The sequence below is a fragment of the Cognatundibacterium luofuense genome, assembly GCF_018139685.1.
Lineage (GTDB): Bacteria > Pseudomonadota > Gammaproteobacteria > Burkholderiales > Burkholderiaceae_D > Undibacterium > Undibacterium luofuense.
In genome coordinates this window covers 60,665-73,977 of record NZ_JAGSPN010000019.1, presented here as the reverse complement: position 1 = coordinate 73,977, position 13,313 = coordinate 60,665, and the positions used below count along the sequence as shown (strand labels likewise).

Annotated in this window: 11 protein-coding genes; 6 read left to right on the top strand and 5 right to left on the bottom strand. The window is 55.7% G+C overall.

What is annotated here, in order from left to right:
• On the top strand, positions 1-1,958 hold a 1,958-nt coding region (locus KDM89_RS18625), incomplete at its 5' end, for an autotransporter family protein (protein ID WP_212689432.1).
• A 387-nt stretch (positions 1,959-2,345) separates the two neighbouring features.
• Entirely contained in the window at positions 2,346-2,894 is a 549-nt protein-coding gene (locus KDM89_RS18620) for a hypothetical protein (protein ID WP_212689431.1), read from the top strand.
• Positions 2,895-3,263: 369 nt separating this feature from the next.
• Here the strand turns inward: KDM89_RS18620 and KDM89_RS18615 are convergent, their stop codons facing one another.
• The 3 genes from KDM89_RS18615 to KDM89_RS18605 all read right to left on the bottom strand — a co-directional run bounded on the left by KDM89_RS18615 (position 3,264) and on the right by KDM89_RS18605 (position 6,568).
• Positions 3,264-4,424 carry a polymer-forming cytoskeletal protein gene (locus tag KDM89_RS18615; protein WP_212689430.1) on the bottom strand — a complete coding sequence of 387 codons (1,161 nt, stop codon included), beginning with the start codon at positions 4,422-4,424 and terminating at the stop codon, positions 3,264-3,266.
• Positions 4,425-4,535: 111 nt separating this feature from the next.
• On the bottom strand, positions 4,536-5,021 hold the full coding sequence (locus KDM89_RS18610) for an SRPBCC family protein (protein ID WP_212689429.1): 486 nt from the start codon (positions 5,019-5,021) through the stop codon (positions 4,536-4,538).
• An 83-nt stretch (positions 5,022-5,104) separates the two neighbouring features.
• Positions 5,105-6,568, bottom strand: a complete 1,464-nt coding sequence (locus KDM89_RS18605; protein WP_212689428.1) for a M20/M25/M40 family metallo-hydrolase — start codon at positions 6,566-6,568, stop codon at positions 5,105-5,107.
• A gap of 121 nt (positions 6,569-6,689) precedes the next feature.
• Between KDM89_RS18605 and KDM89_RS18600 the strand changes: the two genes are divergently transcribed.
• From KDM89_RS18600 to KDM89_RS18590, 3 genes are read left to right on the top strand one after another with little or no spacing between them, the layout of a single operon-like run.
• On the top strand, positions 6,690-8,735 hold the full coding sequence (locus KDM89_RS18600) for a UvrD-helicase domain-containing protein (RefSeq protein ID WP_212689427.1): 2,046 nt from the start codon (positions 6,690-6,692) through the stop codon (positions 8,733-8,735).
• Positions 8,735-9,631, top strand: a complete 897-nt coding sequence (locus tag KDM89_RS18595; RefSeq protein WP_212689426.1) for a TraB/GumN family protein — start codon at positions 8,735-8,737, stop codon at positions 9,629-9,631. Before KDM89_RS18600 ends, KDM89_RS18595 begins: the two co-directional genes overlap by 1 nt.
• Position 9,632: 1 nt before the next feature.
• The gene (locus tag KDM89_RS18590) at positions 9,633-10,040 is read left to right on the top strand and encodes a hypothetical protein (RefSeq protein ID WP_212689425.1); all 408 of its coding nucleotides are present in this window, start codon (positions 9,633-9,635) and stop codon (positions 10,038-10,040) included.
• A gap of 4 nt (positions 10,041-10,044) precedes the next feature.
• Here the strand turns inward: KDM89_RS18590 and KDM89_RS18585 are convergent, their stop codons facing one another.
• Both KDM89_RS18585 and KDM89_RS18580 read right to left on the bottom strand, forming a co-directional pair.
• Complete coding sequence (locus KDM89_RS18585) at positions 10,045-10,893, bottom strand: substrate-binding periplasmic protein (protein ID WP_212689424.1); 849 nt, start codon at positions 10,891-10,893, stop codon at positions 10,045-10,047.
• 185 nt (positions 10,894-11,078) lie between these two features.
• Entirely contained in the window at positions 11,079-12,281 is a 1,203-nt protein-coding gene (locus KDM89_RS18580) for a head GIN domain-containing protein (protein ID WP_212689423.1), read from the bottom strand.
• A gap of 278 nt (positions 12,282-12,559) precedes the next feature.
• Between KDM89_RS18580 and KDM89_RS18575 the strand changes: the two genes are divergently transcribed.
• Positions 12,560-13,189, top strand: a complete 630-nt coding sequence (locus KDM89_RS18575) for a YcbK family protein (RefSeq protein WP_212689422.1) — start codon at positions 12,560-12,562, stop codon at positions 13,187-13,189.
• The last annotated feature ends 124 nt before the right edge of the window (positions 13,190-13,313 follow it).

The following is a 13,313-nucleotide window of genomic DNA, read 5'->3' as shown; positions in this document are numbered from 1 at the left end:
AAATCATTCTGGGCAACAGCCTGACGAATGCAGTGAGTTCCACATTAACCGGCGGCAGCTACGGTGCAGTGACCTACACCAGCAGCAATCCGGCGGTTGCTACTGTCGATGCAGCAGGTAAAGTGACCACTGTTTCTGCAGGCACAGTAACCATCACCGCAACGCAAGCTGCGGTAGTCGGTGTGAACGTACAGGCAACCCAGTCGTACAGCCTGACCGTGGTTAAAAATGTACAGGCAGCACTGGTACTGACAGCAGACAAGACAGCGATTTACAAAAACACCGGCAAAGCAACGATCAGTGTTGCAGGCGGTTCCGGCAGCGGTGCGGTCACACTGGCACTGACATCCGGTAACTGCAGCCTGTCCGGTAATGTATTGTCTGCAGGTACAACAGCAGGTAACTGCGTGGTAACTGCTACCAAAGCGGCGGATGCAACCTACAACGCAGCAAGCGGCAGCATCACGATACAGGTACAGAATCTGACCGTATCCAGTGTGTCGCTGGCAGCAACGCAGACACAGGTAATGGAAAGCGTTCCGGTAACCCTGAGTGCCAGCGTGAATCCTGCAAGTTCCACCGGCAGCATCAGCTTCATGGATGGCGCAGTCAAACTGGCCACCGTACCGCTGAATAACGGTACAGCCAGCTTTGTAACGAAAGACCTTGCGGTCGGCAGTCACAGCATCACCGCCAGCTATTCCGGCGATGCCACGACCGATGTCAGCACCAGTACTGCAGTAGTCATTACCGTCGGCAAACGTCCGGATCCGTCCAATAATGCCGTCGTGAAGAGCACTGCAGTATCCGCTGTCAGCACCAGCCAGCGTTTTGTACAGGCACAACTGACCAATATGCACAGCCACTTCCAGGTTCTGCACCACGACTTTGCGATCAGAAACCGGTTTGATATCGGCCTGAATGCACCGAACCTGAACATGGTCCGTATGGCAGCTGACAAGATTGCCGCCAATCTGGGTTCCACGGAAGACACCAGCAGCAGCGGTGCATTCCGCAGCAATCCGGTTCGCGGTCCTGCCGCAACACCGGAAACTGCCCGTGCCGGTGAAGACGGTGCCGACAATGCCGAACCAAAACATAATGAATGGTTCCGTATCGGTGGCAAACCAGTTGGCATCTGGACAGCAGGCAATATCGACTTCGGTGGTATCGATGGCGATAACAATAACCGCGTCAAATTCTCCAGCTCCGGTCTGACCGTGGGTATGGATATGATGTGGAATCCGAAACTGATCGTCGGTGCATCGGTTGGTTACGGTCGCGATAAAACCACCATGGACAATCTGGGCAGCGAAAGCAAATCCAGACTGTGGTCCGGTACGCTGTACGGCGTGTACAAACCGGAAAAAGACTGGTTTGTGGACGTGACAGCAGGTGGTGGTCAGGTGAGTTTCGACAACCAGCGCTGGGATGAGGTGAACCAGAAGCTGCTGACAGGTGACAGAACCGGTGAAACCCGCTTTGTATCGCTGGCTCTGCTGCGCGACGTCAAACTGTCAAATGACCTGTATGTACAGCCGTTCGGACGCTTTGACTGGATGTACACCCGTCTGCATGCGTACAACGAAACAGGCAGCTTACTGGCACTGACGATGAATGAAGCCAGCAGCTCGATGACAGCCGTGACAGGCGGACTGACACTGTCGAAAGACTACTATTTCGACTTTGGTCAGCTAACGCCATCGATGAAACTGCAGTGGCGTCACCGCACCAGCGGCTCGATGAACCAGAGCATGTACTACACCGATCTGGGCGCCAGCAGCACCAATTACAACGTAGTAGTGATTGGCTTGCCGGAAGATATCCAGTCGCTGGGCTTCGGGTTGTATCTGAAGAACCGCCGTGGCTTTGTCGCACACGCAAGCTGGCTGGGATCGATGGGAGCCAAAGGTTACCGCGCCAACAGCTTCAATGTGGATCTGCGATTCGGCTTCTGACGAAAAGCGGAAAACCCGGTAGCAAACGAAAACACCAGCCTGCGGGCTGGTGTTTTTTTATGGCTGTGCTCAAAGACTCACATTCAGAGTGATCAGTACGGACATAAAGCCATCGCCTGCTTTATGCAGATCTCGTCAGAGCACCTGTCCGGACAGCCACTGTTTCTGCGGACGTCCGTGAAAAACTGTGCGGAATGCCGCATTTAGGGTGGTTTGCAGGGGATTTCAGGCCGGTTCAGGGCTTGCCGGATGCTGGTGGCAGGGCGTGGCGCTTATCCGGTGTTTGCGGGCGATACGGGCGTGGTCAACCGCTGTTGATTGCACTGCGTTAGCATGGCGTTGTTCTGTTTGCTTTCCCTTTGTTTCTGATCCCGACCCTGCCCCCTTATGCCTGCTATCACTCTGCATTCTTTGTTTGTGTTGTGTCTGTCGCTGCTGATGCTGGCCGGTTCTGCGCGGGCGGATGAAGAATGGGTCACGCTGAATTCTGCAGCACAGGGGGAAAACAAGCTGGTGATCGTGCGGCAAAGCCATGAAGCGTTTCAGATAGAGCACGGTACCGGTTGTGCGGGGCTGTGGCGTTATCGCGGTCGTCCGGTCATGATTCAGTCGCCGGGACCATTTCTGACGCCCGGTGCCGAAATCGTGTTGCCAAACGAAGGCCAGCGCTGCCGTATCTGGGATAGCAAACCGCTCGGTTACCGGCCATCCGCCGATGCCGAAGCCCCTGCAGACTGCCGCCCCGGTTACTGGCTGCAAAACATTGCACCGAATGGCGAGCTGCTGATTTTGCAGGATAACAGCCTGTGGTCAGTGTTGCCTGCCGACCAGCCGGAACTGCGCTTCTGGCAAAACGGCGATGCGGTCTGGCATTGTCCGGCCATGCTGTACAACCCGCGCTTGCGCAAAGCGATCCGTGCCAGCCGTGTGCGCTGAGCAATCATTTCCTGTTCTGATTTGATTGATACCTGCGAGCCTGTGAATTAATTCCGGTTTATTCACAGCCTGCATTTTGCACATGATCTTGCGGAGTCCCGGCTGTGAATGTGCAAATATCGTCATCCTGTGTTTTCAGAAGTCCGGACTTTCTGCCGACGAGCGCCGCATGGCTGTGCCTAAGTCCGCATTTCAGGTGTTTTCAGGCAAAAAACAGTGCTGCGGAGGATGTCTTGGTCAGTCTGGCGAACGGCAAATAAAAAAACACCGCTGCGCTTGGCGCAAACGGTGTTGTTGTCTTGCGGTTCCGGCCAGTTGGGATCAGGTGAATCAGCCTGAATGACTGCACGGCGACCAGCCGGCGCAGCCTCAGTCAGCCTGTTGCAGCATATCGTGACGAGCCTGACGGGCGATTTCCCAGTCCAGTTCCGGCGCACGTTTTTTCTCGGCAGTATCCAGCTGACGCAGTTTTTTGCTTTCCACCCACGCACCGGACAGTACCAGCTTCGGTTTGCTGCTGGCGGAGATAAAGCCTTGTTTTTCCCATTTGGAGCGCGGCAGGATGGAACCCGCGAAAATGCCGTAATCGCTGCCGCAAGTCATACCTTTTTCCGCCACAACCGCTTCACCGGCTTTGATGTATTTAGCGGCATACAGATTGCCACGGGTGCCGATCCAGCGACCGGCATGGATTTCGCCGAACAGGCTGCTCAGTTCGTTTTCAGCACGGATATAACCCCAGGCAATCACATCGCCCTGCGTGCCTAAGCTGCCGGCGCGGATATTGCCCTGCGCCTGCAGTTCAGCCGCATACAGGCTGCCTGCTACATCCAGATCGGATTCCGAAAACAGCTCACCCTGTACATTGCAGTCACCGCGCACATGCACGGCGCTGGCTGCCAGATGGCCACCGATAAACAGAACTTCACCGGCTTCCAGATCTTCATCCAGCTGCACGCTGCCCTGACAATCCAGATCGCCGCAGGCCAGATAGCCCAGACACTGAATATCGCCGAAACCGCCGATCACATCGGCATGGCTGTGACGCGCCAGAATCGCTGGATGCACCAGTTTTTCCAGCAAATGCTCCGCGCTGTCATCGCTGTCTTCCGCTGCCAGCAGATTCGCCATCCATTCCGGCTGGCAACCGGTTTTGACCAGAAATTCCACATCCACATGACCACCGGCATCCAGTGCCTGACCGATGTACAGCGACTGCACCTGAATATCGCCGGTGACGGTCAGCTTGCCCAAACAAAATACTTCTTCCGCGATCAGATCGCCGTCAATCAGCAAATCGCCGCCGACCACTAACTGCGTGGTGATCGTCACATCGCCGAGGATGTGCGCATCGCCGGTGGTGGCAAATTGTTTGCGTTTCAAGCTGTTGGCCTGAAACGGTTCCGGCGCCGCTGGCAGTGCCACAGCTTTGGCTTTGGTTTTGCGCGGAGCGGCGGCTTTCACGGTTTTGCCGGTTTTCGCGGTTGCGGCTGGTTTTGCTGCTTTGGTACTGGAAGAGGCGCGTGCCATATCTCACCTGTGATTGTGGGGGGAAGTGTGTGCATTATCCCAGAAGCGCTGACGCTCTGGCACGGGTTTACGCAGGCAAACCCGCAAATCGCTGCGCTGAAAACCGCAGGCTTAACCGTTGAAATGACCGTCTAACTGACCGCTTTCCGCCAGCTGGCGAATCTGCGACACCGTATCGACATCCGCCGCCTGATACGCGGAACGACGGTAATCATTCATCATTTTCTGTTCCGCATCATCGCTGTCCGGCAAATGATCGTCGTACACAAAGCGCACAAACAGCGCCAGTGGCTGCGGTTCTTCGATGGTCATGCGCATGGTGGATGGCGGAATTTCACCCTGTGCCGGTACGTCGTAATGCACATGCTGCTGATGCGTCAGCGTGACGGTATCGGTGACGACCAGTTCGCCGTAACGCAGACGGCGCTGCATGCTGACCTCGGTTCTGTCTTCGATCAGTGCATCATCCAGATACGGGATAAACAGTTTCGGCATTTCTGCACGCAGCACCAGACCGCGCCACAGTTCGGCGCGGCTGATGACCGGAATCGCAGGATTGCTGAGGTCGTTGATAGCGACCAGATGTTCGAATTTCATAAACGCCTTTCAGAGTGCGGGTGCGCCTGAGCGCGGCACCCGTAAAGACGCTAGTTTACTCTGTTGGCTGCCGTCTGCGCAGTTCAGCTTTTCTTCAGTGCCGGACCAGAGCCGAAATGCAGCGGCGATTGCGCTGCCATCCACGCAAACACGGCATACACAGCGCAGGATTGGCGGATACGCGCCGGTTCGACTTTGTCGAAAGTATCGTCGGCAGTGTGGTGATAATCGAAATAGTCATCGGCCTGCATATCCAGACTGAAGCTGGCGGCACCGGCATCGCGCAGCACGCCCATGTCCGGCCCCGGATGCCCGTCATTGCCACCGGCGGCAACGCCCAGCGGTGCCAGCACTTCCTGCATTTGCCGCACGATGCCCAGCGCTTCAGGCCGTACATAAGAACGCAGACGTTTGACCGGCCCCTGACCGGAATCCGCTTCCGATGCAGCCTGAATCCGGCTGATTTCCTGTTGATGCGCCGCGTGGTAAGCCTTGCCGCCGAGCAAGCCCTGTTCTTCGTTGGCATAAAACACCAGACGGATACTGCGGCGCGGACGGATGCCGCGCCGGACCAGACAATCCAGTGCACCGGCTGTGATCATGCAACCGGCGCCGTCATCTAAAGCACCGGTACCCGGGTCCCAGGAATCCAGATGACCGCCGATCAGCACATATTCATCCGGCAATTCGGTGCCGCGCCATTCGCCGATCACATTGTAAGAAGTGAAATCCGGTGCGCTGCGGGTTTGCAGACGCAGATCCAGTCTCACCGGCTGTCCGCGCTGCAGCATGCGGTTCAGTAAGTCCGCATCCGGATTTGACATGGCTGCCGCCGGAATCTGCGGTGCGCCATCGTCATAGTGCATGACGCCGGTATGCGGCAGGCGGTGGCTGTCGGTACCGACCGAACGGATGATCAGCGCCACGGCACCTTTGCGTGCCGCTTCGGAGGCGCCGCGTGAACGACCGGAAGCCACATCGCCGTATTCCGACGATTTGCGCAGTTTATGGTCGATAAACACGATTTTTCCCTGCGCCGCACCGGCAGGCAGGGCTTTCAGAGCGGCCAGATCGGCAACCCGCAGTATGTCCGCCTGTATGCCTTGTTCCGGCGTGGAAATACTGTGTCCGAGCGCAGTAATCTGCAATTTGTGCGGGAACGGGCTGATGACGCTGGCGCTTTCGCTGATGCGTTCCCAGACCGGATACTGCACCGGTTCTTTCCAGACTTTATCCAGCTTCAGACTTTGCATGAAGTCAACCGCCCAGTTCACCGCACGTAAATCCGCTTCGCTGCCAGCCAGACGCGCGCCGACTTCGGTGGTCAGACGTTCCAGCATTTCGTAGCTGCGGTTATCACGCAGGGCCAGCTCGCGCAACTGGTGGGCGCTGTGCATTTCATCTGCGGTGAACAAGCCGCGCAGGCTGGGCGGGGCAGGTGGTACGGGTTTTTGTGCCAGTGCGGACAGGCTGGCCAGCGGGCCGAGTGCGAGGCCGGCGCTCAGGCTCTGCAACAGACGGCGGCGGGTGAACGGGGTGCGGGTCATGGTGTCTCCTTTATTGCTGCATTAGTCCCTGTGATTGCAGCCAAGTTCCCGCCGCTTGTAATGCTTTGCAGAGAAACGCAGAGGATGGGCTAGAATAGGCCGCTTGTCAGAGAGAAAACGCATGTCACACGGACTCAATCCCCCGCAACGCGAAGCAGTACAGTATATGGATGGCCCTTGCCTGGTGCTGGCCGGTGCCGGCTCAGGAAAAACGCGGGTGATTACGCAGAAAATCGCTGATCTGATCGAAAAGCACGGTTACGATGCGCGCAATATTGCCGCGCTGACTTTCACCAATAAAGCGGCGCGTGAAATGCAGGAAAGGGTGGCCAAACTGCTGGCAGAGCCGCGTCAGGCCAAGCAGTTAACGGTCTCGACCTTTCACTCGCTGGGCGTGAAAATTTTGCGCCAGGAAGCGCAGGCGCTCGGTCTGAAGGACCGCTTTTCGATTATGGCCAGCGACGACTGTTTTTCGCTGGTGCAGGATCTGGCATTCACCACCGATAAGCAAGTGATACGCGGCATCCAGAATCAGATTTCGCTGTGGAAAAACGCGATGATCGATCCTGAGCGTGCGCTGCGCGAAGCAACCAGTCAGGATGATGACAGCGCGGCGCGTATTTACCGCAGCTATGTGGCAACGCTGGCAGCGTATCAGGCGGTGGATTTTGATGATCTGATCCGGCTGCCGGTGGAACTGTTCCGTCACAACGAAGCGGTGCGCGATAAATGGCAGCGCCGCTTGCGTTATCTGCTGGTCGATGAATATCAGGACACCAATACCTGCCAGTATGAACTGGTGAAACTGCTGGTGACCGGCATCGGTAAAAAACCGATGTTCACCGCTGTTGGCGACGATGATCAGGCGATTTACGCATGGCGCGGCGCGACCATCGAAAACCTGAAAACCCTGCAGGTGGATTTTCCTGATCTGCGCATCATTAAACTGGAACAGAATTACCGTTCCACCACCCGTATTCTGCAGGCGGCGAATGCAGTCATCGGCAATAACCCGAAACTGTTTGAAAAATCATTGTGGTCAGAACACGGTCTCGGCGATCCGATCAAAGTCTTATCCATGCATGATGATGAAGCGGAAGCGGAAACCATCGCCATGCTGTTGTCAGCACACAAGTTTGAACGCCGTGCGAATTTTTCAGATTACGCGATTCTGTATCGCGGCAACCATCAGGCGCGGGTGATAGAACAGGCGCTGCGCCGTGAACGTATTCCTTACACGATTTCCGGCGGACAGAGTTTTTTTGACCGCGCTGAAATCAAAGACATCATTGCTTATCTGCGTCTGATTGCGAATGAAGATGATGATCCGGCGTTTATCCGCGCGATTACCACGCCGAAACGCGGTGTCGGACAAGCCACGCTGGAAGTGCTCGGTGAATTTGCCGGGCAATGGCAGTGTTCGTTGTTTGCTGCAGCCATGAAAGGCGGGCTGGAAGCGAAATTGAATGAACGTCAGTTGCGGCCTTTGCGTGAATTCTGTGAATTCATCAACCGTATCGAAGCGCATGCACACCGCGAAGGCCATGCCGGTGAATTACTGGATCAGATGCTGGAAGCGATTGATTATGAAGCGCATTTGTATGACAACGGCGATGACCGCGCGGCGCAAAACAAATGGCAGAACGTGCTGGATTTCACGCAGTGGCTGAAAACCAAAGGCAGCGGCGGACGTGATGGCGACGAAGATCACCGCAGCCTGCTGGATCTGACCCAGATGGTGGCGCTGATGACCATGCTGGACGGTAAAGATGAAGAGCTGGATGCGGTGCGGATGTCGACGCTGCATGCATCCAAAGGGCTGGAATATCCGCATGTGTTTCTGGTCGGTGTGGAAGAAGGCATACTGCCGCACAAGGGCGATGAAGATGAGCCGGTGGAAAAGCTGGCGGCGCGCATCGAAGAAGAACGCAGGCTGATGTATGTCGGCATTACCCGCGCGCAGCGTTCGCTGCATGTCAGCTGGTGCAAGCGCCGTAAGCGTGCCGGCACCACCATCAATTGCGATCCTTCGCGTTTCATTAAAGAAATGCGTCTGAATGAAGGTGATGCCGTTCCGAAAGAAAGTGAAGTGCTGAGTCCGCAACAGCGGCTGGCCAATCTGAAAGCGCTGCTGGCGCAACCCCGTCCTGAAGGAAAGGAAAACTGATGTCTCCTGTCTGGCAAACCATCCGTCGCAGCTTTGTTTTACTGACGTTTTTATGGCTCAGCGCAGCGCAGGCTGCGGTGCCGGATACACCGGCCAAAGGCGTGCTGTATAAAGCGCAGTCCGGCGAGAAAACCCTGTATTTATTCGGTTCCGTGCATCTGGCGCGTGAAAGTTTTTATCCTTTACCCGATAGTTTTGAACAGGCTTACCGCGCTGCCGATACCGTCGTTGTGGAAACGGATCCGTCTGATACACAGGCAATGATGCAGGCCGCACCGATGATGGTGTATCCGGGCAGTGAAAAACTGGAACAGCATCTGCGTCCGGCGACCTGGAAAAAACTGCAGCAGCAGACCGGCGGGCAGACTGCCGGTTTTCAGATGATGCGTGCGCCGGTGGTGGCGACTGCACTGATTTCTCAATTATTCAGTTCAGATCAGTTCAGTGCGGCACAAGGGATTGATTTGTATGTGATACGCCGTGCCCGTGAAGATAAAAAAGATTTACAGCAACTGGAAAGCATGGCGTTTCAGATACAGCAACTGGTGGATCTGAGCGATGCCGAAGCCGATGAAATGCTGAGTCAGACGCTGGATAGCCTGCGTGACGGCAGCGCAAAGCGCGAAACTGAACAATTGTTGACGGCATGGGTGCGCGGTGATGAACAAAAGCTGGCGCAGATTTTTGCCGCCAGCGCTGCCCGTGATGCCGGTTCGCACAAAATGCTGAAGCGTTTGCTGGATGACCGCAATGTCACGATGACAGAAAAAATTGAACAGCTGGTGCAGTCCGGTCGTCAGGTGCTGGTGGTGGTCGGCGCCGGACATCTGGTCGGTGCGCGCAGCATTCCGGATTTGCTGCGTCAGCGTGGCTATCGTATTACCCGTGTGAAATAAGATGACTTTGCCTGAAACCCTGCAACAAAAAGTATTCCCTGATATTCGCTGGCAACCGCTGGAAGACTGGAACGAAGCCGAAGCCTGGCTGGATTTGTATAACCGTGAATTACAGCAAGCGCTGGAAGGGCGGCAATCCGAAGGGCAGGGCGTGTGCTTTACGCTGGTACACGGCGGCGAGCTGTATCTGCATACCAATGGCGACGGCGATATTCTGCTGGATGTGACGCCGGAAGCAGCGTGGGTGCAACCGGTACTGACTGCCGTTACGCGTCAGAGCGCACCGGCCGGACAAATCTGGCTGGTCGCCGGTGACCAGCTGATGCCTTTGCTGATGGGTTTGAACAGCCTGATCGCCAGTACCCGTTTAGTGCTGGCCCACAGTTACCGCGCACGCGGTTTGCGTTAAGCGATCAGGGATAAATTTGCTGCAGCACACCTTGCTGCTGCATTTTTTTTAAACCCTGATTGATGTTCTGGATCAGTCCGCGGTCCGATTCATAACGAATCGCAAAATGGATGCTGACGGACGATACCGGATTCGGTAAGACACAGAACCGGGCAGCGGGTGACTGGCCCGATGGAAACGCACGCTGAAACTGCAGATTGATTTGCTTCGCGATGGTTTGCTGATCGTGACTGTAGGTGTAGATCACCAGGCCGTCCATACGTCCCTGCGTCAGCTTCATCAGGCGTCCCGGCAGGCGGCTGGTATCGTTTTCTACGGTGAACAGGCTGTGGCTGAGCCGGTCAAATTCGGTGCCGTAACTGGTACCGTTGACCACCCCCAGCGTTTTCCCTTTCAGATCGCGTAACTGCCGGAACGGAAAGGTTTTATCGCACAGTGTGACGATAGAAACCCGCTCGGTATACACCGGATCGGAAAACAGCAGCTTGCGTTCGCGTTCCGGTGTCGGGGATGCGCCAAACAGCAATCCTTCTCCTTCATACGCCTGTTCCAGCGCACGCTTCCACGGATAGGGCTGAATACGGAATTGCAGGCCGGTCGTTTCGCTGAGGCGCTGAAACAACTGCGCGGTTGCAGGTGAGGTCGGCAAAGGCCGTCCGTGCAAATCCACTTCTTCACTGATCAGCAGCGTGACCGGCGGATTGCCTGCACTGGCTGGCGCGCTGTAGATGCCGGTGACAGCGGAAAACGCTGCGATACCGGACAGGATGATGATGCCGGAACGCAATACGAAGCGCGCAGCACGACGCCAGGACGTTGTATGTGTACTGTCCTGTGTCGTCTTGCAGGGCATCAGTCTGAATTTCCGCATGCGCTGACCGGGCTAAAATCGGGCGAAAGTACCCTGATAATGGGCGGTAAATCAGTTCCAGTGTAGAAGAAAATCGGTGCGAATGGCGCAGGAAGCGGAACAGCGGCGGGGTTTGTTGCAGGAAGGACGCGCAAATCCGGCCGGATCTGCGCGTATGGGAGAAAAAATCAGACTGCGCCGTCGCGGGTCACGGTGACATTACGGCTGTCACCATTGGCCTGACGGACTTTGACGCGGGCTTCGCTGCTGCCGGTAACACGCACATTTGCGGTATTCAGCATCAGGTCGCTGGCGATCAGATCACCGCTGCCGCTGATTTGTGCCTTCAGGATTTTTGCCTGTCCCTGCAAATGGGCGTTACCGGGGCCGGTCAGTGTCAGATCCAGTTCACTGCTGGCATCAGCAGCGCTGGTGAAATCGCCGGAACCATGCATGTTGGCGCTCAGCTTGCTCTGCACATTACCCAGTTGCACATTGCCGGAACCGTTGATGGTGACACTGGCAGTTTGCAGTACGGATTGTTCAGTGCGGAAGTCACCGGAACCGCTGACTGTCAGTTGTAACTGCGCAATATTGCCGGAGATAAAGCCCTCGCCGGAACTGTTCATCTGCACACGTGCGCTGTCCAGTTTCACATTGTTCAGATGCAGGTCGCCGGAACCATTGGTTTCGGATTCCAGTGTACGCAACGGGCCGCGGACTTCCACTTTGCCGGAACCGTTGATGGTGATACGTGCCGGAATCTCACGCGCATCGCGGATCGTGATATCGCCGCTGCCACTGTTACGTACTTCCAGTGACGCAGAGACCGTGCCCAGGCTCATATCGCCGGAACCATTGTTGTCCAGTATCAGTTTTTTGACGGCCAGCGTATCAGCATCCACGTCGCTGCTGCTGTCATGCGTCAGCACCAGTTCTGCCGTTTCACCGCTCAGACGCACATCGCCGGAACCTTCGGTGCGGACTTCCAGTTTTTCATTTTTCAGACTGCGCAGATCGATATCACCGGAACCGGCTTGTACCAGACTGCGGATGTCCGGCATGGTGACATTGATGGTGCCCGGGCGTTGTTTCCAGTGGAAGGAGTAATTTTTCTTTTTCAGGCGCAGACGTAACTGCTGGTTTTCCACGCTGACTTCCAGTTCCGGTACCAGCAATTCATCGCCGGTAATATCCACTTTCGTTTCCGTTCCCTGCGTGATGCGGACATCAAAAAAGGTTTCATTGCGTACGCTGGTAAAGCCGGTGGCTTGCAGGGGCTGGGTCACGGTTTTGCCGCTGGTTTTTAATTCTTCCCCGTTTATTTTGACTTCGCAGGCGGTCAGCAGGGAAACCATGACAACGGCGATGAGAGAGACAGGTCTGAACATGATGACTCTTTTCATAATAATTTAATGCCTGCAGTGTAAGGAGAAATGCTGCACAGGCATAGGGGCTTGCGACAGATTGCAAAAACGGCGGATTCAGCTGCAAATAGCGCCGATGAGCCTGTAACGCAGAAGAAATACCGTGAAAATGCGGTTCAGATGCTTGCCAGCGCGCAGCGGCAGTGGCATTGTCCGTGTATACTTTCTGCATCAAACCGGCGCGCTGCGGAGCAGGTCTGCACCGGTCACTGACGCATGTTTTGTTTTACTTTCAGATTGCTATGCCATCACGACGCCAGATTCTTCGTCAGACGCTGACACTGACCGCCGCCGGTTTATTCACGACCCGCGTGTTTGCCGGTGACAAACCTAAAAACGGTGAGCTTGCACCGCCGCCGGATTTATTTGATTCTCAGGCGCTGGATATTGATTTCTGGGTCAAACCACGCACGCTGGATCTGATTCGTCCGCAATCCGGTGAACGCAGCAAACTGCTGTACTGGAAAGACGGTGAAGTGATCGACAGCGCGTATCAGGAACTGTGTCATATCCTGCGCGATGTGAATGGCAAAAAATCCGCGCCGATTGATCCCAAGCTGCTGGAAACCCTGTGGGCGACGCAAGCGTATATCGCCCGCTTCGGCATGACCAAACCACTGGAAATTCTGTCCGGCTACCGTACGCCGGAATCCAATCGCCATCTGATTGAGCAGGGCGTACCGGCAGCGCGGAAATCGTTGCATATGGATGGCAAGGCGGCTGATATACGGATTGCGAATCTGCATGAGGAAGTGCTGGGCGAACTGATACAGAGTTTCCGTCAGGGAGGTGTCGGTTTCTACTACCGTGCGACTTCGAACGGCGGCTGGATTCATACCGATACCGGTTTGCAGCGCAGCTGGAAGGGCTGAGTCTGAGGCTGTTATTGCTGTTGTTGTTGCCGTTGCCGGCATCAGCAATAAAAAAGCAAAATAAACAAAAAACCGCGATGCTCAGCATCGCGGTTTTTTTATGTCCTGCAACTGCCTGCCAGCC

What these genes read in the sequence shown, in the direction of transcription:
- KDM89_RS18620 (WP_212689431.1), top strand. Translation starts at nt 2,346, where the DNA reads ATGCCTGCTATCACTCTGCATTCTTTGTTTGTGTTGTGTCTGTCGCTG.
- KDM89_RS18615 (WP_212689430.1), bottom strand. Translation starts at nt 4,424, where the DNA reads ATGGCACGCGCCTCTTCCAGTACCAAAGCAGCAAAACCAGCCGCAACC.
- KDM89_RS18610 (WP_212689429.1), bottom strand. Translation starts at nt 5,021, where the DNA reads ATGAAATTCGAACATCTGGTCGCTATCAACGACCTCAGCAATCCTGCG.
- KDM89_RS18605 (WP_212689428.1), bottom strand. Translation starts at nt 6,568, where the DNA reads ATGACCCGCACCCCGTTCACCCGCCGCCGTCTGTTGCAGAGCCTGAGC.
- KDM89_RS18600 (WP_212689427.1), top strand. Translation starts at nt 6,690, where the DNA reads ATGTCACACGGACTCAATCCCCCGCAACGCGAAGCAGTACAGTATATG.
- KDM89_RS18595 (WP_212689426.1), top strand. Translation starts at nt 8,735, where the DNA reads ATGTCTCCTGTCTGGCAAACCATCCGTCGCAGCTTTGTTTTACTGACG.
- KDM89_RS18590 (WP_212689425.1), top strand. Translation starts at nt 9,633, where the DNA reads ATGACTTTGCCTGAAACCCTGCAACAAAAAGTATTCCCTGATATTCGC.
- KDM89_RS18585 (WP_212689424.1), bottom strand. Translation starts at nt 10,893, where the DNA reads ATGCCCTGCAAGACGACACAGGACAGTACACATACAACGTCCTGGCGT.
- KDM89_RS18580 (WP_212689423.1), bottom strand. Translation starts at nt 12,281, where the DNA reads ATGTTCAGACCTGTCTCTCTCATCGCCGTTGTCATGGTTTCCCTGCTG.
- KDM89_RS18575 (WP_212689422.1), top strand. Translation starts at nt 12,560, where the DNA reads ATGCCATCACGACGCCAGATTCTTCGTCAGACGCTGACACTGACCGCC.